The organism is Streptomyces sp. NBC_00887 (assembly GCF_045207585.1).
Window position 1 is genome coordinate 1 of record NZ_CP108791.1, and the last position, 24,807, is coordinate 24,807.

The 24,807-nt window shown below is 69.0% G+C and carries 21 protein-coding genes and 4 pseudogenes; 11 read left to right on the forward strand and 14 right to left on the reverse strand.

The features are described from left to right. Positions 1 to 524 precede the first annotated feature (524 nt). The 4 genes from OG844_RS46805 to OG844_RS46820 form a co-directional block, all read right to left on the reverse strand. Positions 525 to 947 (reverse strand): lasso peptide biosynthesis B2 protein, encoded by a 423-nt coding sequence (locus tag OG844_RS46805; RefSeq protein WP_331726319.1) that lies wholly within the window; start codon positions 945 to 947, stop codon positions 525 to 527. After that, positions 944 to 1,204: a lasso peptide biosynthesis PqqD family chaperone gene (locus OG844_RS46810; RefSeq protein WP_331726321.1), complete on the reverse strand. Its 261-nt coding sequence runs from the start codon at positions 1,202 to 1,204 to the stop codon at positions 944 to 946. Before OG844_RS46810 ends, OG844_RS46805 begins: the two co-directional genes overlap by 4 nt. After that, a complete protein-coding gene (locus OG844_RS46815; protein ID WP_406396526.1) occupies positions 1,201 to 2,916 on the reverse strand; it encodes an asparagine synthase-related protein in 1,716 nt (571 codons plus the stop codon). The genes OG844_RS46810 and OG844_RS46815 overlap by 4 nt, the downstream gene beginning before the upstream one ends. Before the next feature lie 264 nt (positions 2,917 to 3,180). Beyond that, complete coding sequence (locus tag OG844_RS46820; RefSeq protein WP_331726325.1) at positions 3,181 to 3,300, reverse strand: lasso RiPP family leader peptide-containing protein; 120 nt, start codon at positions 3,298 to 3,300, stop codon at positions 3,181 to 3,183. 226 nt (positions 3,301 to 3,526) lie between these two features. Between OG844_RS46820 and OG844_RS46825 the strand changes: the two genes are divergently transcribed. Both OG844_RS46825 and OG844_RS46830 read left to right on the forward strand, forming a co-directional pair. Beyond that, positions 3,527 to 7,300 (forward strand): helix-turn-helix domain-containing protein, encoded by a 3,774-nt coding sequence (locus OG844_RS46825; protein WP_331726327.1) that lies wholly within the window; start codon positions 3,527 to 3,529, stop codon positions 7,298 to 7,300. 186 nt (positions 7,301 to 7,486) lie between these two features. Further along, positions 7,487 to 8,641: an ISL3 family transposase gene (locus OG844_RS46830; RefSeq protein ID WP_331726329.1), complete on the forward strand. Its 1,155-nt coding sequence runs from the start codon at positions 7,487 to 7,489 to the stop codon at positions 8,639 to 8,641. A gap of 127 nt (positions 8,642 to 8,768) precedes the next feature. Here the strand turns inward: OG844_RS46830 and OG844_RS46835 are convergent, their stop codons facing one another. From OG844_RS46835 to OG844_RS46855, 5 genes and pseudogenes are all read right to left on the reverse strand, one after another. Further along, positions 8,769 to 9,521 (reverse strand): helix-turn-helix transcriptional regulator, encoded by a 753-nt coding sequence (locus OG844_RS46835; protein WP_331726331.1) that lies wholly within the window; start codon positions 9,519 to 9,521, stop codon positions 8,769 to 8,771. Between the two features lie 347 nt (positions 9,522 to 9,868). Then, positions 9,869 to 10,336 (reverse strand): annotated as a pseudogene (locus OG844_RS46840) (peptidoglycan-binding domain-containing protein); the annotation flags it as partial. A 141-nt stretch (positions 10,337 to 10,477) separates the two neighbouring features. Then, a pseudogene (locus tag OG844_RS46845) lies at positions 10,478 to 10,738 on the reverse strand (M23 family metallopeptidase); the annotation flags it as partial. 722 nt (positions 10,739 to 11,460) lie between these two features. Next, positions 11,461 to 12,249: a hypothetical protein gene (locus OG844_RS46850; protein WP_331726333.1), complete on the reverse strand. Its 789-nt coding sequence runs from the start codon at positions 12,247 to 12,249 to the stop codon at positions 11,461 to 11,463. Between the two features lie 723 nt (positions 12,250 to 12,972). Continuing rightward, positions 12,973 to 13,800 carry a helix-turn-helix domain-containing protein gene (locus OG844_RS46855; RefSeq protein WP_331726335.1) on the reverse strand — a complete coding sequence of 276 codons (828 nt, stop codon included), beginning with the start codon at positions 13,798 to 13,800 and terminating at the stop codon, positions 12,973 to 12,975. Between the two features lie 110 nt (positions 13,801 to 13,910). On the opposite strand from OG844_RS46855, the pseudogene OG844_RS46860 reads away from it, so the two are divergent. From OG844_RS46860 to OG844_RS46870, 3 genes and pseudogenes are all read left to right on the forward strand, one after another. Next, positions 13,911 to 14,105 (forward strand): annotated as a pseudogene (locus tag OG844_RS46860) (transposase); the annotation flags it as partial. Between the two features lie 465 nt (positions 14,106 to 14,570). Further along, positions 14,571 to 14,717, forward strand: coding sequence for a hypothetical protein (locus OG844_RS46865; RefSeq protein ID WP_351169038.1), 147 nt, complete (start codon positions 14,571 to 14,573; stop codon positions 14,715 to 14,717). Between the two features lie 23 nt (positions 14,718 to 14,740). Beyond that, positions 14,741 to 15,178, forward strand: coding sequence for an FhaA domain-containing protein (locus OG844_RS46870; RefSeq protein WP_331726337.1), 438 nt, complete (start codon positions 14,741 to 14,743; stop codon positions 15,176 to 15,178). Here OG844_RS46870 and OG844_RS46875 read toward each other — a convergent pair. Next, the gene (locus tag OG844_RS46875) at positions 15,162 to 15,323 is read right to left on the reverse strand and encodes a hypothetical protein (protein WP_331726339.1); all 162 of its coding nucleotides are present in this window, start codon (positions 15,321 to 15,323) and stop codon (positions 15,162 to 15,164) included. The genes OG844_RS46870 and OG844_RS46875 overlap by 17 nt on opposite strands. A gap of 476 nt (positions 15,324 to 15,799) precedes the next feature. Between OG844_RS46875 and OG844_RS46880 the strand changes: the two genes are divergently transcribed. Beyond that, a complete protein-coding gene (locus tag OG844_RS46880; protein WP_406396529.1) occupies positions 15,800 to 16,342 on the forward strand; it encodes a hypothetical protein in 543 nt (180 codons plus the stop codon). A gap of 70 nt (positions 16,343 to 16,412) precedes the next feature. On the opposite strand, the gene OG844_RS46885 is transcribed toward OG844_RS46880, so the two are convergent. Next, the gene (locus tag OG844_RS46885) at positions 16,413 to 17,072 is read right to left on the reverse strand and encodes a DUF4328 domain-containing protein (RefSeq protein WP_406396530.1); all 660 of its coding nucleotides are present in this window, start codon (positions 17,070 to 17,072) and stop codon (positions 16,413 to 16,415) included. 334 nt (positions 17,073 to 17,406) lie between these two features. Here OG844_RS46885 and OG844_RS46890 point away from each other — a divergent pair, with 334 nt between their 5' ends. The 4 genes and pseudogenes from OG844_RS46890 to OG844_RS46905 all read left to right on the forward strand — a co-directional run bounded on the left by OG844_RS46890 (position 17,407) and on the right by OG844_RS46905 (position 19,514). Beyond that, positions 17,407 to 17,721 carry a hypothetical protein gene (locus OG844_RS46890; protein WP_406396532.1) on the forward strand — a complete coding sequence of 105 codons (315 nt, stop codon included), beginning with the start codon at positions 17,407 to 17,409 and terminating at the stop codon, positions 17,719 to 17,721. A gap of 89 nt (positions 17,722 to 17,810) precedes the next feature. Beyond that, positions 17,811 to 17,978: pseudogene (locus OG844_RS46895) on the forward strand (IS5/IS1182 family transposase); the annotation flags it as partial. Positions 17,979 to 18,102: 124 nt separating this feature from the next. Then, positions 18,103 to 18,492, forward strand: a complete 390-nt coding sequence (locus OG844_RS46900; protein WP_079403197.1) for a hypothetical protein — start codon at positions 18,103 to 18,105, stop codon at positions 18,490 to 18,492. 542 nt (positions 18,493 to 19,034) lie between these two features. Then, positions 19,035 to 19,514, forward strand: a complete 480-nt coding sequence (locus OG844_RS46905; protein ID WP_331726359.1) for a hypothetical protein — start codon at positions 19,035 to 19,037, stop codon at positions 19,512 to 19,514. Between the two features lie 193 nt (positions 19,515 to 19,707). On the opposite strand, the gene OG844_RS46910 is transcribed toward OG844_RS46905, so the two are convergent. Next, positions 19,708 to 20,853 (reverse strand): SMI1/KNR4 family protein, encoded by a 1,146-nt coding sequence (locus OG844_RS46910; RefSeq protein WP_331726361.1) that lies wholly within the window; start codon positions 20,851 to 20,853, stop codon positions 19,708 to 19,710. 578 nt (positions 20,854 to 21,431) lie between these two features. On the opposite strand from OG844_RS46910, the gene OG844_RS46915 reads away from it, so the two are divergent. After that, entirely contained in the window at positions 21,432 to 22,031 is a 600-nt protein-coding gene (locus OG844_RS46915; protein WP_331726363.1) for a snapalysin family zinc-dependent metalloprotease, read from the forward strand. Between the two features lie 69 nt (positions 22,032 to 22,100). On the opposite strand, the gene OG844_RS46920 is transcribed toward OG844_RS46915, so the two are convergent. Together OG844_RS46920 and OG844_RS46925 are read right to left on the reverse strand one after the other, a co-directional pair. Further along, positions 22,101 to 23,795: an alpha-amylase family protein gene (locus OG844_RS46920; RefSeq protein ID WP_331726365.1), complete on the reverse strand. Its 1,695-nt coding sequence runs from the start codon at positions 23,793 to 23,795 to the stop codon at positions 22,101 to 22,103. Beyond that, entirely contained in the window at positions 23,792 to 24,790 is a 999-nt protein-coding gene (locus tag OG844_RS46925; protein WP_331726367.1) for a TIGR03885 family FMN-dependent LLM class oxidoreductase, read from the reverse strand. Before OG844_RS46925 ends, OG844_RS46920 begins: the two co-directional genes overlap by 4 nt. Between the last annotated feature and the right edge of the window lie 17 nt (positions 24,791 to 24,807).

Below are 24,807 nucleotides of genomic sequence, written 5' to 3' on the forward strand. Positions count from 1 at the left end.
CACCGCGGCCGCCATCTCACCCGCAACTGCCCGAGCACGTCCAGGCCGTCGCCTTCCACGCAGAAACCGGGCCACTGGACCTGCGCCCCGACTCGCCCGCCCACGCCACCCAGCTGCGCCTGATCACGTCCCGGATCATCCGCGCGGCCAACGACGCGGCGGGCCCGGAAGCAGTCCGTACGGTCCGGGCCCTGCCCGTCGGAGCGACGGCCGCCCCGACTGCCCCGGCGGCGGGCACCACCCCGGCTGCGGATCCGACCGCGCCAAAAGCGCCAGTGAAGACCCGCGACATGGCCTCACCCGGCTTCCACCTGGCACTCGCCGCGCACCAGGCGGTCACGCCTGCGCAGCGAAGAACAGGTGGCAACGGCTCGGCAGGGCGCGCTCCGTGTGAAGGCTCCGGCCAGGTCAAGGACATACGCACCCATCGCATCCGCCGCGGGGACGGGGAGCTTCGCTTGTCAGCCCGCTGCCAGGATGCGGGTGCCTGCGGCTTTGACCAAGGCCATCGGGTATGCGGGGGGTCATTGGCGGGCCGGAACGGACATCACCAGGTGGAAGTCGGCGACGGCGTCGGGGTCCTCGCCGACCGGGGTGCCGTTCACGGCGACCCAGGCATGCGCGGCGAAGGGCTGGGTGGTCACGCCGGTGCACCATTGTGGCCAGGTGCCGCCCAGGCGGCACAGCAACGCGGTAGCGATGGAGCGTTCTAGGCAGCGCGGCCCGGCGATGGCGACGCTGACGGACACGACGGCGTTGCGGGCCCGCACCGCTTGGGGCAGGTCGGCTGGACGGGCGCCCCGGCTCGCGAGTTCGAGGACCTGGCGCAGGCGTCGCGGCGGTACGCGGGCCAGCAGCCGGGCGGCGGCCACTGTGGCCAGGGCGGCGGGGCGCTGGTGCCACCGCACGGCGGTGGACGGTTCGAGAGTCAGGACCTGGCCGCTCATGACGCGGCCACCTTGGCAACGCGAAGGGCGTGCAGCAGGTTCTCGACGTCCTGTTCAGCCTGGGCAGTTCCAGCGTCGGGAAAACGTTGGCACAGGCTCGCGACGATGCCCTGGGAAGACGTACCGTCGAGCAGGGCGCGCAGGACCATGGCGCCGGTGTCGTTGAGCAGCCAGTAACGGCCGGTGCGTTCGTTGAGCAGGACCGTTCCGTACTCGGTGTCGGTGACGGACACGTCAGGTGCCAGGGCGAAGGTCATCGTATTTCCTTGACAATTCGTGGGGCTGGGATGAGGACGGCGGTGTCCCGGGCGGTGTCAGCCGGGGACAGGGTGCGCAGCCACAATTCGCAGGCGAGGGTGGAGTCCAGGGGCATCAGGGGCCGGGTGTCGGTGTGAAGGGCGCGCAGGACGGTGCGTAGGACGTCGGCGTCGACGAGGCCCATGCGGACCAGATGGGAGTCGTCCATGAGCTTGAGGAGTTCGCCGCGCCGACGGCGCAGTCCCGCGTAGAGCTCGGCACTCGCGTCGCCCTTGGTCGTGCGGCTGAGCAGGCCGGCGGGGACGATGCCGCGCAGGGCCGTGCCGAGCACGGGCTTGAACTGGCCCAGGGCCATCCGGTCCTCCAGCCGTACCGCCAACATGGCCTCAAGGACGCGGTCGTCGGTGAAGGGTGCGTGGAAAGTGACGCCGGTATGAGCGCCGATATGAGAGTTGCGGCGGGTGGCGCTGCCGTTGATGCGGGTGAGTCGGATCATCTCGTGCTGGACGGGCAGGGTAGCCAGCGGCTGCGGGGTGGCGGCGAGGGCGGCGAGGAGTTGACGCCGGACAGTCGCCGCGGCGTGCGGGGTGGCCCAGAGCGGGAGTTTTGGCAGCGGCTCCCAGTCTGCTCCGGAGCCCCAATCTCGTCCGTCGGCAAGGGAGTTGGTGCAGGCGGACAGCCATTGCGCGTACGAGGGTGCGGAGGCGAGGGTGCGGGCGGTGGCAGGCAGGGACCAGCGGCGCATGGAGCGCAGGGCGCGCAAATGGGGTAGGGCGGCGAGGGGGTGCCGTCGGGCGAGGGCGTGCAGAGCCATCGGGCTGGGGTGGAAGAGCTCGTCACCGCCGATGCCTTGGAGATGGTGTCGCGAGCCGTGCGCTGCGGCAAGCCGGGCCAAGTGCTCGGTGGTCGCGCGAGACCGTACGAACGGCAGGGGGCCTTCTCGGTCATGGACGGCGTGGGCGAGCGGCGCGTACCAGTCCGGGGCCTGACCGGGGGCGACCAAAAGGTGCCGGGCTCCCGACAAAGCGGCCTCGGCCTGGCGGGCCCAGTATCGATCGTCACTGGACCGGCCCAGCGCCTGGTAGTGGACTGTCACAAGGCCGACGTCGTGGCGATCAGCGGCGGCCAGGAAGCACAGGCTGGTGGAGTCCAGGCCGCCGGACAGGTCGGCACTGACGACCTCCTGGCCCGCAGTACAGGTCGCCACCGCCTCAGTCAGCGCCTGCCGGATCATGTCGCCGTTGCCCAGCGGGCGGTCCGGATCCGGAGCAGTCCACCACTGACGGGTACGCCCTGTGCCGTCCCGGCCGATCTCAAGACAATGCCCGGTCCGGGGAGCACGCACGCCGCGCCACAGGCCCCGCTCGCTCAACGGCCACGGCGGCCCGAAGGGTGACAGCAGCGCCAGCCCCACCTGTTCCTCGTCGATGCCGGCCCTGAGCCGGTCGGCCAGCGCTTGGGGGCGGTCGGCGGCCAGGGTCACTCCGGCAACCGTGGCGTAGTAGACCTGGCACGCTGCCGACAGCGTGCCCTGGACGCGCACCTCTCCGTCAATCGACGCCACGAGGTGGAAGCTTCCAGCGGCCGTTGCGGCTAGGCCGTCGAGGTCGCGGACCGACCGGACGTTGCACAGCCGCCGGGTGAGGACGGCTGCGTCCGCATTGGTGCGGCCGAGCAGAGCGACGCGATGCGGGCCCGCAGCGGTGACCACGACGTCCTCTTCGTTCCAGCAGCCCACAATCCACGGCCGCCCCGAGTGGTGCTCAATTACCTTCGTTAGTGGGGGTCCGGCAGCTGGCGCGAGCGCCAGGGCTGCAGCGCCGCCCGGATGGTCGGGAAGTACCAAGAATTCCATGCCGGTCCCTTCAGTAAATGAGTAAGAGATAGGGGAGACGCACGGCTGGCACGGATCGTCTCCGTGCCAGCCGCCGCTCAGGAGCGTTCAGAGCAGGTGCTCAGCTCCGCCCAGGGCGGATCAGAACCACCAGCCGCCGATGAAGTCCACCCAGAAGCCGCGGTAGGTGGCGCGGGTGACGTCGGCAAAGTCACCGATCTCGGCGAGCATGGGCGTTTCGTATGAGGTCTCTGTGGTCATGGAAGGTCATCTCCTCGAGTTGGATAGTGCTCTTCTTTTCCTTCACCGTGCCGGGGCGCTGGTGGGCTCCCCGGCGTTGCATTACCGAGTTGAGCGGTTGTCGCATTGTTTGGCAGGGGTGTTGTGGCGGCCGAACAATGGCCGGTCGTGATCTTGGCGGGTGTGGTGGGAGTGCGTAGGTTGGCCGCCGCCAGCCCTTGTGTGGGGGCGGCTGGGGGTGGGGGAGATGGCGGGGCGTCGTGAGGTGCCGGTGGATCCGGAGGCGGGTCCGGTGCAGCGGTTCGCGTTCGAATTGCGCAAGCTGCGGGACGAGGCGGGCGGGATCACCTACCGGGTGCTGGCGGAGCGTGCGGGTTATTCGGTGACGACGTTGTCGCAGGCGGCCAGCGGTGAGCAGTTGCCGACGCTGCCAGTGGTGCTGGCCTACGTGGCGGCGTGCGGGGGTGATGCGGTGGAGTGGGAGGCCCGGTGGAAGCAGGCCGTGGAGGAGACCGCCGCCGGTTTGGCAGAGGAGGGGGAGGGCGGGGAGTCGCCGTATCGGGGGCTGGCCCGGTTCGAGACGGGCGACAGCGCCCGGTTCTTCGGCCGTGCGCGGCTGACCGCCGATTTGCTGGATCTGCTGCGGGGTCGGCGGTTCGCGGCGGTGTTCGGGCCATCTGGCAGCGGTAAGTCCTCACTGCTGCGCGCGGGCTTGATCCCCGCCCTGCAAAACTCGCAGGATGCCAGCCTGCGTCCGGCGGCGATCCGGATCCTGACCCCCGGAGAGCGCCCCGCGCGCGCCCATGCCCACCTCCTCGACCCGACCGGCACCGGTCCCGACAGCGCCGGGGCGGACACGTTGGTGATCGTGGATCAGTTCGAGGAGGTCTTCACTCTCTGCCAGGACTCGGCCGAGCGCGCCCGCTTCCTGGATCTGCTCCTGACCGCCCGGACGCCCGGCAGCCGATTACGGGTCCTCATCGCGGTGCGCGCCGACTTCTACGGCCGCTGCGCCGAACACCGCGACCTGGCCGACGCACTGGGCGACGCGAATGTGCTGGCCGGTCCGATGAGCCCGGCGGAACTGCGCGAGGCCATCGTGAAGCCGGCCGCAGCCGACGGCCTGACGGTGGAGCGTGCGCTGGCCGCCCGGCTCGTCACCGAGGTCACCGACGCGCCGGGTGGGCTGCCGCTGCTCTCCCACGTGCTGCTGGAAACCTGGCGCCGCCGCCGGGGCAAAACCCTGACCCTGGACGGCTACGAGGCTGCCGGGGCTCTGGACGGCGCGATCGCCAAGACCGCCGAAGACCTCTACAACCAGTTCACCCAGCCCCAGGCGGCCGCGGCCCGAAGGGTGCTGCTGCGTTTGGTCGCTCCCGGCGACGGCACCCCCGACACCCGACGCCCCGCCGACCGCACCGAACTCCAGGACACCGGCCAGCAGGACATCGGCCCCGTCATCGAGGCCCTCGCCACAGCGCGCCTGCTCACCCTGGACCATGACACCGTCGAGATCGCCCACGAAGCACTGCTAACCGCCTGGCCGCGGCTGCGCGGGTGGATCGAGGAGGACCGTGAGCGCCTGCGCACGCACCGCAAACTGACGGAAGCGGCACGCGCCTGGGAGGAGCTGGGGCGGGAGGCGGGTGCGCTGTATCGGGGCAGCCGGCTCGCGACAGCTCAGGAACACTTCAGCGGTGCGCACCCCGCAGACTTGACCGACCTGGAGCAGGCCTTCCTCACTGCTGGTCTTTCTGCGCGCGAGCAGGAGGAGCGTGCCGCAGCGCGTACCACCCGGCGCTTGCGCACGCTCAGTGCCACCCTGTCCGTCTTCCTGGTCCTTGCCGTGACCGCGGGTCTGATCGCGTGGAATCAGAGCCGGGTCAGTGACCGGCAGCGGCAGGCTGCCAATACCGCGCAGCAGGTGGCCCTGTCCCGGCAGCTCGCCGCTCAATCCGCCTCACTCATAGGGACAAACTCTGATCTCGCCTCGCTATTGGCCATCCGGGCCTACCAAAGCAGCCCAACATCTCAGGCCGTGGAAAGCCTTAACACCGCTGCCACCATGCCTCTCCAGCGCCGCATCACTGCCTACCCCGGCTCCGCAGTAGTCGCCGTGACGTTCAGTCCCGACGGGCACACTCTGGCCACAATTGGTGACAGTGGCACGAGGCAGTTGGGCAGCAGCAATGCGGTGCGGTCGGGCAGCAGCAACGCGGTGCGGTTGTGGGACACGAGCACAGGCCGCCTCCGTCAAAGCCTGCCTCCATCCACCGGATCTGTGAAATCCGTCGCCTTCAATCCGGACGGGCAGACCCTGGCCACCGGCGGCGAGCACGGGGTGCAGTTATGGAACGCGGACACAGGCAGCCTCCGCAGAAGTTTCGGCGCTCGGACCCTCGGGACGGTCTCGGTGGCGTTCAGCCCAGACGGACACACCCTGGCCACCGCCCGTGCCGACAATACGGTGCAGTTATGGAACGCGGACACTGGCAGCCTCCGCAGAGATTTCGGCCCTCGGACCTTCGGGACGGTCTCGGTGGCGTTCAGCCCAGACGGACACACCCTGGCCAACGCACCTTCTGAGGGCATGGTGCAGCTATGGAACGCGGACACAGGCAGCCTCCGCCGAAGCCTTGGCGAACGGACCACCGGGACGGTCTCGGTGGTGTTCAGCCCAGACGGACACACCCTGGCCACCGCACCTTCTGAGGGCATGGTGCAGCTATGGAACGCGGACACAGGCAGCCTCCGCCGAAGCCTTGGCGAACGGACCACCAGTATCGTCTCGATGGCGTTCAGCCCGGACAGCCGCAGCCTGGCCACCGGTGGTGGCCAGGACCGCACGGCGCGGTTATGGGACGTGAGCACAGGCGGAGCTCTGACCACGCTTGCAGGGCATAGCAACACCGTGCTCTCGATGACGTTCAGCCCGGACGGCCGCAGCCTGGCCACCGGCAGCGCAGATCAGACCGTACGCCTGTGGGACATGACGGCCAGTCAGGCTCAGGCCGTACTCTCTGGGCCTCACGCGGCAATAGCCTCGGTGGCTTTCAGCCCGGACGGGCGCACCCTGGCTTCCGCGAGCAACGACGGCATAGTGCGGTTGTGGAACACGGCCAACGGGAGGATCCGCGGCAGGCTGGCCAAGCAGCGTGAGAACGTGGACTTCTCGATGGTGGTCTCGGTGGCTTTCAGCCCGGACGGGCACACCCTTGCCACCGCATTCTCGGACGGCATGGTGCAGTTGTGGGACGCCGACACCGGCACCTTCCGCACAAGCCTTGGCAATCGGACCAGTGGAACAATGGCCTCCGTGGCGTTCAGCCCTGACGGGCACACCCTGGCCACCGGTGGCGGCGATGACCACACGGTACGGCTGTGGGATACGGACACAGGGCGCCTCCTCAAGAAGCTGCACGGCCACAGCGACACTGTGCTCGCCGTGGCGTTCAGCCCAGACGGACACACCCTCGCTACTGGTGGCCAAGACCGCAGGGTGCGGTTGTGGGACGCCCGCACCGGGCACCACCGCACAGACCTGTCCGGGCACACCAACCCCATGTTCTCCCTGGCGTTCAGTCCGGACGGACGGACCCTGGCCACGGCACCTTCCGATGGCATGGTGCAGTTGTGGGACGCGGATACAGGTCGCCTCCGCAGAAGCCTGCCCGGGCGCACTAGTCTTGTGTTCTTCGTGGCGTTCAGCCCTGACGGACGCACCCTGGCCACCGCCAGCAGCGACGACCACACGGTACGGCTGTGGGACGCCGCCACGGGCGGCATCCTTGCCACACTCGCCGGCCACACCGACGCCGTGCTCGCGATGGCCTTCAGCCCGGACGGCCGCACCCTGGCAACCGGCAGCGCAGACCAGACCACACGTCTGTGGAACGTGGCACTACCGACCCCCGACGCAGCCATCAGCAAGATCTGCCGCACCGTCAACCGCGACCTCACCGCTCAGGAACGCTCGGTATACCTACCCGACCAGCCACCACACACCCCATGCCCAAACTGAACCACCCCCTGCCATGGCCAGTAGTGGGTTCTGGCACAGATCTTGGGGAGCCGTCGCGGAGCGTGACATCGTTGTTCGATAGCGAGTGACTGGCTCGTGCGAAACGGCGTACGCCTTGTCACCTGACCGCCGGAAGTGACGCTCCCTCAGGTTCCTCCCATTCGCTGCTGTGGTCGGCTGTGGACGGTGTCGGTGCTGGCCATGCAGACCGACGCGCTGTTCTGGGATTCACTGGTGTTCGAAGGGATCGGCGAGGTGGAGGTCGAAGCGGTTACGGCCGCGTTCGGCACGGTCGAGGTGGTGGCGAGAGGCCGTGCGGGCGGCGCCGCATGTCCGGACTGCGGCCGCTTCTCGGGCCGAGTCCACGACCGTTACCAGCGCAGGCTGAGGGACCTTCCGCTTGCTGACCAGGGCTTTGTGATCCGGCTGACGGTCCGACGCTTCATCTGCGGGTTTGCGGACTGCCCACGCCGGACCTTCGCCGAGCCGTTCTCCCGGCTGGCTGTCCCGCACGCGCGGTTCACCACGCGGCTCAACCACGCACTTGGGCAAGTGGGGCTCGCCCTGGCAGGGCGAGCTGGCGCTCGACTGGCGGCCCATCTCGGCTTCGGTGCGGGACGGATGACCCTACTGCGCAGGGTCATGGCACTGCCCGATCCACGGTTCAGCACGCCGCGGGTGCTGGGCGTGGACGACTTCGCGATCCGCCGCGGCCAGAGTTACTCCACCGTCTTGACCAGCGTCGAAGACCACTGGGTGGTCGATGTGCTCCCGACCCGGGAAGCCGGGCCGCTAGCCGCCTGGCTGAACCGCCATCCCGGCGTGGAGATCATCTGCCGGGACCGGGCCGGCGCCTACGCCGAGGGCGCCCGACGCGGAGCCCCCGACGCTCTGCAGGTCGCCGACCGGTTCCATCTGTGGCAGGGCCTCGGCCGGGCCGTGGAAACCTGCGTCGCCGCCCACCGCGACTGCCTGCGCAACCCGACGCCCAGCGGCATGCAGCCGGCAGCCACCGGACGGGCTTCCGGCCGGCCCCAGGACGATTCGGCACCCATCGGCCGGCGGGCCGAACGGAAGAAGGCCGCACACGCCCTGGTCCACGAGATGCTCGCCCAGGGCCACTCACGCCGGGCGATCGCCCGGCACCTGGGCTGGGGCCTGAACACCGTGCTCCGGTACGCGAACGCCGCACGCTGGCAGGACACCATCCGCGACAACCGCCCCCGGCCCAGCAGGCTGGACCATCGGCTTCTACCGGCGGCCGCCCCTCCCTGTACCCGCGGCGGCGCTTCGGACGGAGCCCCGCGCAAGGTGGCGATGTGGGCTCGGACCATGCCGTAGGTGACGGGAGCCCGCTCGGCGACCAGCTCGCCATGCAGCCGTTCGCGATGCCTCTCGTCAGCCTGCTCATCCCAGTGGAAACGGCCCTCGGGCAGTATCGAGGGTGCCGTGAACCGCATCAAGAAGATCAAGCGGCAGCTCTACGGTCGGGCCGGAGGGCGCGCACGACATCGGCCCCGGCCATGGGCTTCGAGGTGGCCCGGGTCGGTTGGACGTCGCCGAGGAGGTATCCCACCGGGACCTGGAGCTCGGTCGACAATCGAGCGATCACCTGGCTGGACGGGATTTTCAGCCCACGCTCGATCTCGGAGAGGTAGTCCGTGGTGATCCCGCACGGGCCGGCCACAGCTGCCTGGGTTCGGCCCATACGGAGACGGCGCTCCCGGATCCGTTCGCCGGTCGGCAGTGTGGGCAGCCCCTGTCGCCGGGCTGGGTGGTTGTTCGCCGCGGCTGTGGCGCAGGCGGGCCTGCTGGTAGTGGCGAGGTCCCACAAGGCTCCCGGTCGCTCCGCTGCTTCGGGAGGACCGGGGACGGAGCGCTGTCCGGCCCGGAGGCTCTGACCAACAAGACGCGAGCTGTTCACGCGGCGCGTCGACTTGCTGGCGGGAAGCCTGAAACCGCCGGAGCGGTCCGCGCCCTCCACGCCGGGGCATCGACATGGTCGAGGCCTCGAGACGTATAGGAGACGCCACTTGAATGACAGCGCGAAAACGCCACTTCTTGTCAGTAAAAGCGCCACCACCACCCGTGCCTGATGCAGCCGATGACAAGGCGAAAGGCCCATCGACTCCGGATCGCCACTGACGAATGAGTGGCTTTTTCGACTGACATCCTGAAGGCCTCTCACAGCACGGGAGCGGAGGTAGAACCAGTAGGCCATGTCAGGGGCTGATCCGACCCCGTAGAACAGGTCGTTGGGTATGAACCAGGGGTGCCGGTCAGCGGTGGTCTCTTCAAGAGCCGGGCGGCTCGGGTCGGCACCAAAGCGCCGAGCGCGACCGCTGCCGCGCGTCGTCCCCGCGCCCGCAGGAGTAGTTCCATGTGGTCCCCCGCGCAACGCGGCACCCGCACGATCGCCTCAGCTTCGGTTCTGCGGCATGGCCTCGTGCAAGATCTCTCCAGGATCACCGCGACGCCGGCCTCCATTCTCTGAACCGGATGTCCTCGCGGCCGATCCGACGCCGGTCGTGGGCGGAGTTGCCGTGCTTCCCCGCCCACGAGGGTGGTTTATCGTCCGGCCTGCAAGGCTGCCCAGGTCTGCGGGCCGACGTCGCCATCGACGCCGAGGCTGCGGGTGGTCTGGTAGTCGCGCACGGCTTGTTCGGTGTTGGGGCCGAAGTCGCCGTCGATGCCCACGGTGCGGCCGAGTGCCGCGGTCAGTGCTCGCTGCAGTCGGCTGACGTCCGCGCCGGTCGAGCCGTCTTGCAGCGCCGGTGTCGAGCCGTACGACAGCAGGGCCGTCCAGGTCCTGGGGCCGATGTCACCGTCGGCCGTGAGGCCCCGGGCGGACTGGAAGGCGATCGTCGCCGTTTCGGTGTTGGGCCCGAAGTCGCCGTCGGGTTCTCCCGGATTGTGTCCGGCGGCGATCAGCCGGCATTGCGCCGCCTTGACCAGACTGCCGGTGGAGCCCTGCTGGATGAGGGGGTACGCAGTGAAGTCGAGGTTGACGCCGCTGCAGGTGGGCGCTGGTGTGCCGCCGCAGTTGTTGCTGGTGACGTTCCGCCAGGTCTGGCCGTTGGCCTGGCCGTACTCGACGCCGTTGAACCAGGGGCGGATCCGTTCGGAGGTGGAGTTGCCCCAGGTGGCGGATCCGTTGTTGTCGGCGTCATAGGCGAGCTCGAAGTGCAGGTGCGGGTGGTTGTTCGAGGTAGGCCCCGTCCTGCCGACCCGGCCGATCAGCTGGCCGCGCTGCACCGTCTGGCCGACGCTGACATCGCGGCTCTGCAGGTGCAGGTATGTGGTGAAGTAGCGCTGCCCGTGGTTGATCTGGATCACGTTGCCGGCATTGGAGTGGTAGAAGGACTGCCGGACCGTGCCGGAGGCCGGAGCCAGCAGCGGTGCTCCTTCTGTGCCGACCTGGTTGGGCTCGCGAACCATGTCGAGCGCGGGCGCGTGCGCCCAGGTGTCGAGTCGCCACTGCTGGCCGCAGGTGAAGGGCAGTTGGAAGGCGATGGGCGGGGCCGCCGCGGCGGCCGGCGCCGCGGCCTGCCAGGGCAGGACGACGAGGGCGACAACAGCCACGAGCAGTCTGCCGAGCAGCCCTGGGCTGAGCGTGCGGATGAAAGATTTCAACGTGTCTCCTTCTTGGGTGCCGAGTTCATGCGTATCTGGAGCGGGGTGTGCGGGCGGCGATGGGACGGCAGGTGCCCCTCCGCTGTGGCTGGGCGCTGCGAGACGGCCGCGTTCGGTCGCGGTGTGTCGCCCGCATGGCGGTCACGATGAGGGCCGAGGCGGGGGCAGCCATGGACGGCCCTCATCGTGAGCTCTCCGGCAGGGAGCGACCAGTGCGCTGAGCGTGCTCTGCGTCGGGATAGCCACGGTGTTCCCGAAGATCACCCGGTCGCCCTGGGCGGTGGTGCCAGCCACGGACCGCTTACCGGGGAGCACACCGTGCTGGCGGCGTGCCAGGGTCAGGGCTACGGGCACAGCGCGCCGGTGTCCTGGCCGGGGAGGTGGCGGTCGAGTTGCGCCGCGGTGGGCGGTGGGGCGGTGGCTCGGCAGATGCGCCGCACTCAGCGGATCACGGCGCCGGGAAGGCGAGCGGCACGCCGTAGCGCTTCTCGGCATGGCGGAGGGCCGGGACAAGGGCGGCGCGCAGGTCACGGATCTCCTCGGCGTGCTTGGCGAAGAAGCGTTCCCGCAGGTGCCGGCGGGTCGGCTCGCGAGCGGCCTCGACGGGGCGGGCGCATGCAGGTGGCGTAGGCGTGGCCGAGTTTGCTGTTCACGCGGGTGAGGTCGGCGGCAGGGGCGCTCATCAGGCGACGGTCGACGAGCGAGAAGAAGGCTTTCTGGTCGGCGACTGCGTAGCCTTGGTCGGTGAGACAGCCGGGCAGGTCCCGAAGGGCCCGGACGGCGGCGGGTGTACGTTTTGCCGCGGTGGCCAGCTCGCCGAACCACGCCTGCCGCAGCGGCTGGTAGACCTTCGTCACTTGCTCGGCGGCGGTCGCCCCTGCGGTGCGGCAGCGGCCGACCTCTGCTGCGCCGCCGGACCGGGCCGGAGCGGGCTCTGCTGCGCCGGCGGGGACATCGGGGCTCTGCCCGAAGCCGTGTCGGTCGAGGAACTCGAGGTCGGGCAGGTCACCAAACGGGATGAACGCCAGAGGGATCTCTTCGGTAAGGCCGAAGCCGCTTTCACGGGCGCACTCGTCGGCGGCGGCCAGGGCCACCTGTTGTCCGAAGACGTTCAGGCCCTGGCTCCACCGGGTCTCGGCCCCCGTCGAGGGCAGGACCATGCGCACCGGGTCGTCCGGCAGGGCGTGGGTGAGGCGCCCGGGCCCCTGCGGGGCGGGCTGCTGTTCGCCGGACGCGCCGACGGCCGTGCTGCACGCGGCGGCGAGTAGCACGGTGGCTGCCGCAGCGGCGGTGCGCGCGAGAGTCCTGCGGGTCACGTCCGTCCTTCCTGGGATCGCCCCGGGTACCGCCGGCCGCTGTGCGCCTGCGGCACCCCGGACTCGGTGTGTCGCGGTCAGTGGGTGATCGTGACCGTGTCGCCGGAACCGTTCCAACTAGCCACGGTGAACGGTGTGTTGTCGCCGACGTCAGTGCACAGCCAGTAGTCCTCGTCGTTGATGCTGTGGTAACCGTCCTCGGCGTAGACGTACCCCGCGGAACAGGTGAACCAGGTGCCGTTGGAGCGGCGCAGACGGCCCGCGTAGAAGTCGTAGATTGCGGATGTGCTGTTGTAGGAGTAGGTCAGGTTGAGGTCGCCGCAGGTGCTGCTGGCGGCTTGTCGCGGACCGTGCCGACTCCCTCGTAGTCGCCGGTGGTCAGCGACGAACCGACACAGGCCTGGGGGCGGCTGACGCTACGGGTGCGAGGGCGATACCGGTCGCGGCCGTGACGAAGGTGAGTGCTCCGGCCGTGAGTGTCCGGTGGATGCGAGATCTCTTCAGCATGGCTGTCCCCTGTTTCGGTCGTGGTGGGCTGTCGGTTGTCGCCGGCCCGGGTGGTGCTGCGGGAAACAGTCGCATCGCGGGTCCCCCGGGCACCACGACCTTCGAGCACGGTCGAAAGTGCCTCGCCAGGCGGTGGAATGTCCCGTTCCTGCGGTTCCTGGTGCTGGCTGTGGCCACTGAGGAAGTCGATGCCGTCTCGGACTGTCGGAGCTGGATCTAGCGTCGGCCGGACCTCGCCGCGCAGGGCGCTGATGCGGGGCCGCGGAGCATCGTCGCCCCGAGGGGCGTGAGGATGTGCAGGACGGTGTTCTGCACACGTCGGCTCGTGATCAGTCCGGCGTCGCGCAGGACCGTCGTGTGGTGCGTGGCCGTGGCGGGAGACACGCCCAGGGTGCGGGCGAGCTCCGAGGTCGTGGAGCCGAGGGCGAGAGTGCGCAGCGCTGTGGCCCGGGTTCTGCCCAGCAGTGCGCCCAGGGCGACATCGGGTCGTGCGGGCTCGGGGAGCCGGGCGCCGTGGACGGGGTAGACCAGCACCGGCCGCATGGTGTTGTCGGCCAGGGACATCGGTAGCTGCCAGCAGAAATGGGACGGCACCAGGCGCAGTCCGCGTCCCTCGAGGTGCAAGTCGCGGTCCTCGACGTAGTCGACGTGCAGCACCGGCGGGCGCCAGCGCATGGAGGGGCAGAGGCCGGCGAGCAGTCCGCCGATGCCGCTGTCGAGGGTCGCACGGGCAAGGAGTCCGCGTTCGCCCGCGATTGATTCGCACATGCGGTCGTCATGGGGTGCGATGACGGCGTGGTAGTAGGCACGCAGGACTTGGACCAGTTCGTCCAGACTGTCGCGTTCCGCCAGCCTGGGCGCCCAGCTGGGGGCGCCGCTGATCCGGGCCAGCAGGTCCATCTCGTGGGTGACGCGGGCGGGAGGGGTGTTGCGGATCGCTGTGAGCCCCGGCTCCAGTCCGTCCGCGGACTCGTGCGGGGTGAGGAAGTCGGGCAGGTAGGCGGCTCTAACCGGGGCCGGTACTTCCAGCCCCAGCGTCTCCACGCAGACAAGGCATATGACGGCCCCCACCTGCGGAAGTGGCTATGGGGCAAGCACATCGGCGTGCGCATCGCCCGCAAGGGAGTCGAGTCGTTGGGCTCGTTGGTCTGAGCATGGGGCGGGGTACGTGGAGTTGGATCGTTCCGGACGGGCTGTGGGAGATCGCGGAGCCGCTGATCCCACCGTCGAAGGTGCGGCCGCAGGGCGGCGGGACGCAGGACACGCCTGATGAGACGCTGTTCGCCGCAATCATCTACGTCCTGGTCAGTGGATGCGCCTGGCGGGCCCTGCCGCCGCGCTTCGGGGTAGGCCCGGGACAGGTCGAGCTGGCCGGCGTCGTCCAAGCGGTGCAAGATCTCCTCGTGGAGCCGGCCCCAGACACCAGCTCTTGACCGCAGGGAGGATCTTCAGGCAGCATCCACTCCGCCTCGCCCCCCAGCGGCGGCTGAAGGCCGCACGGGGCGACTCAAGGACTGCGGGGAGCCCTCGTGCCGGCAGCTGATCCCCGCAGCGGGTGACGCACTGTGCCCGGCCTGCCTCATCGACGCCCAGGAAGCCGAGGAAGCCGCAAGGAGGGCCTCAGCCCGATGGGAGGCCGAAGCGGGCGCCCAGCAGCAGGCCTACTCCGTTACGGGGACCCGCGAGGCGAGGAGGACGTGGTGACTGCCCGGCTGCGCGCCGCTTTCGGCCGTCCGATTTCTCGGCGCTCCGCCACACATCGCCACGGTGGCATCGGGTAGGCGAACGGTACACAGTGTGAAGGAGAGGGAATCATGTCCGGATTGGTCATGCGCATCAAGCAGTTCACCCGCAGCCCGCAGGGACGTCGGGCCACCGTGTTGGCCCGACGAGTCGCCGCCGACCCGCGCAAGCGCTCCCAGGCCCGCGGCCTCCTAGGTCGGCTGCGCGGGCGCCGGTGAGGGGGGACCGGGAGGGCAGGCCGATGGCCAAGGGAGGACTGACACGCTGGGAACGAGCCCTGGAGCGCTGGGAAGGTGCTCTGGTCTCCCGGGCTCGCCGCCACGAGCCCGTCGAACTGCTCGAAGCGCTGCGACGTGAGTGCGATTCCCGGGCCATCGTGTGCAGCGAGAGCAGAGTGGTCGCGCCGAACGCCTACGACGTGGAACTGGACGCCCGGGTGCACGAGGAGTTGGTGCGGCGGAGCGGTGGCAACGTGGGGGAGGCTCTCACCGATGACCTGGCTCGCCATGGCGAGCGCATGGGTTACGAGTGGGTGGGGCCGCTCACCCTGCGCGTCAGCCCCGCCGATCGCCCGTCGGGCGACCCCTACCGGGTGAGCAGCAGCCCTATGCCCCACGTACGCGCGGACGCCTTTCCGGACGACCGAAAGTGCGGTGGGCGGTCTACTTCGGTTCGGTAACGCCCGCGCCGGCCGCCTCCTCGGCGCCGGTCGTTCCGATCGCTTCGTCCGGCCTTGTGGTGGCGACCGTCACGAGCACCACACCTACTGCGATCAGCATGAGTCCACGGAGCCACACCTGGGCCTCGATCTGCGTGGCGAGCACGACACAGGAGGCGCTGCCGCCGCCGACGCGCGCCCACAGTCGATAGGCCCGAGGGCATGGGTCGAGAACGATCCGCGGGCCAAAGAGATGCCTCCGCCAGGGGCCGCTCAGACTCCGGGATGGGAGGGGCGCCGCTCGCGGGTGCCGACGGATTCGTGGTGAGCGTCGTGGGCTCCCATCCCGGCCACCTTCGACCCAGGCAAAGCCGAGCAGTCGCGGCCCAGGGCGTTCGTTCGTACGGTGGCGCTCCACCTTGACGCCCTGAACCACGACCGCTCCACGGTGTGTGGGTCGAAGGCGGACGGGATGGAAGCCGGGGTGAGTGATGGGTTGAGATGGGGGCGGCGGAAGCCGAATGACCCTGCTGGCCCGCTCGGTCGGCCGCCGTAGGCGATGGACAGCGCGTCCCCGGTCCGCGATGCTGCCCTGGCGATCACGTGCCGACGGTGGCTGCATTGTGTGAGGGGCGGGTATTGGTGGAGCAATTGCAGGTCGAGGCTAAGCCGGAGCGCATCCGTTACCGGTATACGCGTCTCCAACGGGTACTGCCTGTTCTGCCCCTCCTTGTCGTCGCCGTGGGCACGAGGGTCGTCGATTGGGTGGCCGGGAAGCTCGACGGGTCTGAGATAGCCGAGTCATTGGGTACGTGGGGAGCCCTGCCGCTCGTGCTGCTGATCCTCTGGCAGTACTTCGGCGTCACTCTCACGGAGTCGACAGCCATCGTGCACAGCCTCCGCCGCCGGACCATCCAGTGGTCGAACGTCCAGGCCATCCGCGTCGAGCGCTTCCAGGGGGCCCAAATCGTTGTGATCTATGAAGCGGGTGGCCGTCGTACTCGCCTTCGGGCACCGATCACCGGGTTCCTCTGTTGGGATCGCGAGTTCGAGGAGAAGGAACGCACCATCGGCAGGTGGTGGCTGGACCACCGCGGCCCGGATTGGACGCCAGTCCTGCTTCCGGGGGCGCAGTGGAGCGGCCCAACGGGTTTCGACGGGAACCCTTTCGCCTCTCCCACGTAGTCGGCGGCTGGTCCACGCACCCTCGGCCGGGGGAGCGCCTGATGGCCGTCGCTGGCCGTTCTGGCTAGATCTACGAATCTTGGCCCGTCGGGCAGACCTCAGCGGGCACCATCGCAGTCAGTGTGGCGCGCTCCAACCTGCGAATGAGCTGCCAGACGACGACGATCGATAGCGCAGCGGCACAGATGTCCAGACCATCGCTGAACATGATCTGGCGCAGGGCATGGCGAGCCTGGCCAGCGGTGGCCGCCTCCTTCAGTGCCTTGGGGGCATCGTCGTATGCGTTCGCCGCGACGAGGACGGACAGCCACCATGCCGTGAGCAGGGGATGTCCGCGACGGCGCTGCGATTCCGGCCGACTGGCAGCCCACAGGTCGTTGACGAACATCTTGGGTATGAAGAGCTGCCCCAGCGGAATCACCCAGCCGAAGACCAGCCACGCTCTGTGCCGGCGCTGCCCCTGGTGCCAGAGCACATCCGCGAGATCGCGCGTGTTGGCGAGCCAGATACTGAACTGGAACAGGGCAGCGAGGAACAGCCCCGTCCGCCAGCCCATCAGGTTTCTGAAATACGTGTCGACCTCGACCAATGGGTTGTCGACGTACGGTCTCGGCGCCAGCGGTCCCGCCAGCAGTTGGTACTTGTGCCACGCTGCCAGCCCGGCCGCGACAGTCACCAGCGCGAGCGCGGCCAGCGCGCCGCAGGCAAACCGGGCCTGCACACGCGGCACCCTGACTGCTCCAGCCACTTCACACCCCCTGGAAGCCGCCCATTCGGACTTCCCGCAGGTCGGCAGCGGATCTTAACTCTCAGGGAGCTGATGCCACAGCGTCTCGCCAGGTCAAGACCACCACGGTGGGCTGACATCAGCGGCTGAAACCAACAAGCACGAACAGCGGCGGCCGACCCCAGATCTCAGCAGACGATCGACCGAAGCGCAGGGCTGGGGCGCTTCATTCGGATCAGTGGTGGGAGTGGGGCGTTCGGCGAGCCGATGCCCGGGCGTTCTGGGGTGAGGATGACTGGTGGCCACACGTATTCGAGCGAGCTGTACGATGCCTGCCGTGGATACATCACAGGACGACCTGCGCTGCGGGCTCTGCGGGCAGACTGTGAATCCCCGGCATGAGCAGCACCACGAGGAACCCGTAGTCGGCAGCACGGGCAAGCGTGTGGAGTACGTGGTAGTCGAACTGCGCGGCGCCTCGGCCCTGTTTCAAGCTGCCGATGCCCCCTCTCGGATCCGCCAGACCGGTGCCGCCGACTTGGCGGAGCAACTGGAGATCGACCTGCCCGACCTCCTTGGCCGCCATTACACCTGCTGGGAGACGCCTGGGGAGTACGGCGGTGTCTTCCGGAGCGGCTTCCAGCTGGCCTGACATGCAACAGCGCGGGCCGTTTCCAGATGATCCAAAAGAAACGCCCTAAAGGTTGTTGCAGAACACCTGAGATAGGGCATTCCTCTTGTATGGGTGGGGTGTTGCGGGCTGAGCCGTTGTGGGTGGAGACGTTCACCGGCTTGCGAATGGGCCGGTTCGAGAAGTTGGTGAAGGTAGTACGGGAGCGGGGAGGAAACGGCCCCGGTGGAGGGCGCCCGTGGTGCCTGCCGCTGGCGGACCGGGTCCTAGCCCCCGCCGCCCGGTGTGCCAGCGCCTCCGCCTGGACAGTGGTCGTGGCCGGCCCGGCTCTCGCCTCGGATACCGTGTTCCTCTACGGGGTGCCATAACGGATGTGACGCCCCCACCGGAGGTAGTCAGCGTATGAGTTCAAAGCGCAGCAAGAATCCAGCCCTGCCTGTACTTGACGACGCATTCCGACTCGCGTCGGTCAAGGACGCCGAAGAGTCCACCCGTGACTTGGCCGCGCGGCTGGCCACCACCGAGCTGCGCCGCGTTTCCCACCCGGGCCGGGTCACCTGGGAGCCCACCGATCAGGCCGAGCCCGTACCGGTCCCGCCGACTGTGGTCGACGGTGACGGGGACCTGTGGCTGCGGGACCGGGGCACTGGCACCTGGACCATGCCCGAGTTCAACCCGAAGGAGTTCCCGGCCCGCTGTGGCGAGGTTCTGACGTGGAACCAGCTTGCCCGCGAGTTCGGCCCGCTGACCGCGCTGGCCGACGACCGCCGCATCGGCGGCGGCCGGCGCTGACCGCGCAGCCTTCTGGGAGGACCGCGCCCCTGAAGCGCCCGTTACGGGTAGCTGGGAGCTTCAGCTCACCGCCGAGCTCGACGATGGCGGCGAGCAGGTGAGCGTGGTGGTGGCGTGCGACGGCCTCGAGCAGCGTGGTGCGGGCCTGGCGCCACCCGATGTCCTCGGTGCGGCCGGGCGTCGGTAGACCAGCCGGGTAGCGGTCGGCCTTCAGTTGCCGTGGTGAGCGCGCGGCCCAGCTCGCCGATCGACTGCTGCCAGTCGGCCAACTGCCCGAGCAGGCCGCGCACCAGCTCGTCGACGGCGGCCGCCGGGCCGGCGCCGAAGGCCCGCGCTTCGGCGGCGGCCTCGGCGAGGACGTCTTTGTCCAGGTCCTCGAGGGCCTCACGCCACGGAGCGGCCGCAGCGTCGAAAGCGGCCAAAGCGGCGTGCAGCTCGGCGTCAAGAGCGGCGGACGAACACGGCAAAGGGGTGCTGATGAGGATTCGTGAAGATCCCCAGGGTCGCTCTTCCCCTCACCTGGTTGGGGGGACAAGGTCCTGGTGACGACGCATCTGGAACTCTTCGCCGACTACCACCAGATCCATGTGAGGGACGAGCACTCCGACAGTGATGTGGGTGGCGCATGGACGGCACAGGCTCTGTTCGATGCCCTCGCCACCGCGGAGGACATCCTGGCGTTCAGCGCGGTCAACAACATGGACGTCATCGTTGCCGTGGACATCCTGGAGGGCGAGCCCAAGGACGACTCTGCCCACTTCGACCATGTGGTGGAGGCGAGCGTCCATGTCCCTTCCGGGCGCCTGACCATCCTGAGGTGCAGCGACTACCTGCCTGACGCTGCCCGGTTCGACGTCCCGGCCGGATGGATGCGTGTCCGTGTCTCCCGCAGCGGCCTGGCGGTTGCAGCCGCGGACCCGGAAGGGTTCGCCCCCGAGGGCATCCGCCTGCAGATCTGGCCCGCACCTCAACGGGAGCTGCGGGTGATCACCAGGTGGACGAGGCCAACGAACGGGGCTTGACCTCCATCGTGACCGCACCCACGGTGAGCCACAGTCACCGTTCGTCCGAGGGCGGACGTTTAAAGCCACATCCAGGCCCCCGGGTCTCCCGATCGTACGAAGGACCGGAATCAACCCGCCAACAAGGTAAGGAGCGCTTCATCTGCCGATACCCACCACATGAAGCGCTCACGCGGAACCGAAACCCCCATGGTCAGTCCTGATCTTGGGGGTACTGAGCTGCGTACCAACTGGAGTCGATGGCGGGGTTGCGCAGAGCCCCCCAGAAGCGCTCGTCAGGTATCGGCGGCAGCGGAGGATTGCCCAGGTCCGCATGCAGATCCCCACGCCAGTCGACAGTGAAATGACTGCGGATTTCCGCGCTCTCGCACACGGACCTGTAGGGGGACCCCCAGATCCCGAGGGCTATCTTCTCCGCGGCCCACCTGCGAGTGACGTCTCGGCCGGTGTTGGCCTGCACGAGCACCGCGCGGAGTCGCAAAGCGAGCGGCCCGGTCTGGTCCGGCCGCGGTGGAGCCACACCGCACTCCCACGCGTCCAGGGCTGACTTGACCTCCGGGTACTTGTTGAGACCCGATTCGACCGCCAGTCTGCGCAACTGCTTCCGCGCGGCCTCAACCACCTGCTCATACGGCAGGATCGCGATCAGTGCACCGAGTTCCTCATGCCCGTCCAGGTAGCTCGCGTGGAAGAGGTCGGTGGGCCTGTGGGACAGATCCAGCTCCGGCAGCTTCTCATCCGGCGCGGGAAGGGAATCGTCGGCACTGCACTCCGGCCTGGGAGCCAGAGGCCCCTCCCAGAACAGCCGGCCGTTGAACGTGACGACACCACCGTCCTTGCCGCGCTCAAGCTTGCCGGCCAATTCGGCCAGATACCCACCCAGTGAGTCGGCCTGCCCGAAACTGGTGCCGGTCTCGTCGAAGAACCGCCCGATCGCACCGAAGGAGTCCCGCCCAGTACGGCAATCCACCAGGAGACCGTCCGACGTCACGTCATAGGAACCGACCTTTACGTAGCTGCGAAGCCAGTAGCCCTCGACCTCCCCGTCGATGCCTTGGTCAAAGCCACGCATGAACCCGGTATCCCCGAGGATCCCGCTCACTCCGAGCAGCCGGTCGCCCGTGCTGAACCGGAAAGCCTCAGGTCCCTCCAGCGCCCCGTTGTGTCGGAGGAGTGAAGCGACCAGGTCCGGAGGAAAGGTGACACCCAGTTCCTCTTGCGCTGCCGCGATCTCCTCGTCTCTGGCGGGCGGCCGAAGCGTGGCGAAAGTGCGGGGCGCGTGCTCGCGCAACCACGCGTCGATGCGAGTCCATGAGGCATGGACCAGTTCTGCTGTCATAGGGCCGACCCTAGAGTCAGCCACTGACAACAGCTTGATCGTCGCTCATCGGCCTTGCCCGCCGTGTCGGCGTTCTGGCCGACAAATTCGAGTGGGCCCTTGTCCCGGCTCACCCAGCTGCCGGCACCGGACGCTGCAGCCACCCACTCAAGCGCTCACTCGCCAAGTGAAGCGCTCAGTCACAATCAGCCGATCGGTGGCCAACTCGAAGAAGCTCAGTAAGGAACGACACATTCCGGCCTCTGGAACGATGCATCCGTACCTCCACTGAAGAATCGTCCGGGCAGGGTTAACGCCGCATCGTCAGGACTTCATCGGGCGTGTGTCCGAACGCACCGCTTTCATCTGTGGTCATGAGCGCCGTCTCAGACGGCGCAGGCGGCCCGCTCCGGACCGCGGACGCGGTCCGCACCGCTCCTTTCCGGCCCTTCCTTGATGACAGGGGCATGATAAGTACGGAGCGATGGGCATAGTTCTGAGGCCCCCGGAGAATCTGCGACCGGCCACTCCGCCGGTCGCAGCCCCTCCCCGCTCTCGGTTCGGAGCGAGCCGAGTCCCCCACGAGTGAAGGGACAGCAATGCCGCACTCCTCATGGCTGAAGGCGGCCGGCGCCGCCTTCGCGGTCGCCCTGGCCACAGCAACAGCAGCCCACGCCGCACCCGCGCCCGCACCCGCACCCGCACCGGAGTTGACCGCAGCAACAAGCGTGGCTGCCGTAGTGACACTCCGCTACGACGACAGCCGCGCAGGCGGCTGGGAAGCGGCGATCGCCGCCGGAGTCGCCTCGTGGAACCGGAACGTCAGCAACGTCAGGCTCGTCGAAGCCGCACCCGGCACCCGGGCCGAGATCCAGATCGTCGCCACCAGTGGCTGGCCGCAGGCGACACTCGGACCGGTGCGCCCGGGTGGTCAGGTGCGTGTCGAACTCGGCAGCCAGGCGGTGTCCCAGGGCTATGACAAGACCCGCATCGCCGCCCACGAGATGGGGCACAGCCTGGGCCTGCCCGACACCAAGCCCGGCCCGTGCTCCCAGCTGATGTCAGGGTCGGCCGCGGGCACCAGTTGCACGAACGCGGTTCCGAACGCGACTGAACGATCCCGCGTCGAGTCCGCCTACGCCGGCGGCCTCGCCTCGCTCGTTCCCGCCGACGGCCGCACTCTGGTGGACGCGCCTTAGCCGGCGGGACGACCATCGCGCGAGGTGCCCGGCCCACTCCGTGCGGCCGGACACCTCGCGCGCGTCGGATCACACCGCTGTCGCCCGATCCGGGTCGTCAAGGGGGGTGTTGACCCTCAGCCACCGGTAGCCGTACGGGTCCAGCGCGACATCGACGAGGCCGGCGGCCGCCGACTTGAGGGTGTCACCGGTGAAGACATCGGTGAGCAGCCGGCCGCCCCTCAGTCCCGGTACCTCGACGGAGGCGGTGACGGACCGCTCGGAGAAATTGTGCAGCACGAGCACCGCGCCGCCCTCCAGCGAACTGAGGTGGACCAGCACGCCCGGATCGTCCGCGTCGATGACCCGGTAGTCGCCCCAGGCCAGCTCGGGGGTCTCCCGGTAGCGTTCGATCAGCGTCCGCATCCGACCCAGCGGCGAAGCCGGGTCGTGCGCCTGGTCGTGCGCGTTGACCTTCGTCGGGCCGAACGCACCCGTCACGACGGGATTGGGCAGCTCCACTCCCTCCTCCGCGGTGAAACCGCCACTCTTGTCGGGCGTCCACTGCATCGGGGTGCGGACGGCCTGCCGGCCCTCGGCGGCGAGGTTCTCGCCCATGCCTATCTCCTCGCCGTAGAACAGCACCGGTGTGCCGGGCAGGGAGAAGAGCAGGCTGTACGCCAGTTCCACGCGCCGCCGGTCGCCGTCGACCATCGGCGGCAGGCGGCGGCGCAGGCCCCGGTCGTAGAGCTGCATGTCCTTGTCGGGGCCGAAGGCGGCGAACACCTCGGCGCGCTCGTCGTCGTCGAGTTTGTCGAGCGTGAGCTCGTCGTGGTTGCGGACGAACGTCGCCCAGTGCGCGTCGCGGGGCGCCGCGGGGCGCTCCCGGAGGGCCGCCGCCAGAGGGGCCGCCTCGCCCCGCGCCATCGACAGGTACATCTGCTGCATACCGATGAAGTCGAAGCACATGGTCAGCTCGTCACCGCGGGAGGACTCCGAGTCGCCGAAGAACTTCGCAGTGTCCGGGTAGGGCAGGTTCACCTCGCCCAGCAGCACCGCGTCACCGCTGCGACGTCCGAGGAAGGCCCGCAGGTCGGCGAGGTACTCGTGCGGGTCGGGCAGTTGGTCCGCGTCCTCCTGGCCGTCGGTCTCCAGCAGGAACGGCACCGCGTCGACCCGGAATCCCGACAGTCCGAGCTGCGTCCAGAAGCCCATGATGCGCGCTATCTCGTCACGGACCGCCGGGTTGGCGACGTTGAGGTCGGGCTGCTGCTTGTAGAACCGGTGCAGGTAGTACTGCTCGGTGGTCTCGTCGTGCTCCCACACGCTCTTCTCGACGTCGGGGAAGACCACACCCTCGGGGCCGTCCTCCGGCGGGCTGTCGCACCAGACGTACCAGTCGCGGTACTTCGACGTGCGGCTGGAGCGGGCGTCCTGGAACCACGGATGGTGGTCGGAGGTGTGGTTGACGACCAGGTCGGCGATGACACGGATGCCCCGGTCGCGGGCGGTGCGCACGAACTCGGTGAAGTCGCCCAGCGTGCCGAGCCGGGGATCGACGGCGTAGAAGTCGGTGATGTCGTAGCCGTCGTCGCGTTCCCGCGTCGGGTAGAACGGCATCAGCCACACGCAGGTGACACCGAGGCGCACCAGGTGGTCGATGCGCTGGGTCAGGCCCGCGAAGTCGCCGGTGCCGTCGCCGTCGGAGTCCTGGTACGTCTCCACGTCCAGGCAGTAGACGACCGCGTTCTTCCACCACAGGTCGGAGGTGCGGGTCAGCCTCATCGGACACCCTCCGCGACGGCGGCCGGGGGCCGGGTGACGTCCAGCTGCGGCAGCACCTTCGCGCCGAACGCGTCGATGAAGGCGCTCTGCTCCTTGCCGACGTGGTGCAGCATGACGGCGTCGAAGCCGAGGTCGGCGTACTCCTTGAGCCAGGCCGCGTGCCGGCCGAGGTCGTCGGAGATGTTGACGGACTCCGCGACCCTGTCCGGTGAGACGTGCTCGCTGACGTTGTCGAACAGCTCGGCAGAGTCGAGGTCCCAGCTCGCCGGCGGCCCGTGCACGTTGGTGCGCCACTGGTCGTGGGCGAGTTTTTGGGCGGTTTCCAGGTCGGGGGCCCAGCTGAGGTGCACCTGGAGGTGCAGCAGGCCGGCGCCGCCCGCCGAACGGTAGGCGTCCACGATCCGGCGCAGTGTCTCGCGCGGCGCGTTGACCGTGATCAGGCCGTCCGCCCACTCCGCGCACCACCGCGCGGTCGCCTCGCTGCACGCGGCCCCCACCAACGGCGGCACCGTCTCCGGACGGGTCCACAACCTGGCCCGGTCCACGGTCACCAGCCCGTCGTGGCTCACCTCCTCGCCGCGCAGCAGCGCCCGGATGATGTCGACGCACTCGCGCAGCCTCGCGTTCCGGACGTCCTTACGCGGCCAACGGTCGCCGGTTATGTGCTCGTTGGACGCCTCACCGCTTCCCAGCGCCGCCCAGAAGCGGCCTGGGTACATCGCGGCGAGGCTGCCGATCGCCTGCGCGACGATCGCCGGGTGGTAGCGCTGGCCCGGGGCGTTCACCACTCCGAAGGGGATCCGGTCGGTGGCCTGGAGCGCCGCGCCGAGCCAGGACCAGGCGAAGCCGGACTCACCCTGCCGGACGCTCCACGGTGAGAAGTGGTCCGAGCACATCGCGGCGGTGAAGCCCGCGCCTTCCGCGCGCACGACGGCTGCCAGCAGGTCGGCGGGAGGTACTTGTTCGTGGGAGGCGTGGAATCCATAGACGGTCATGGGATCCGCGTACCCGG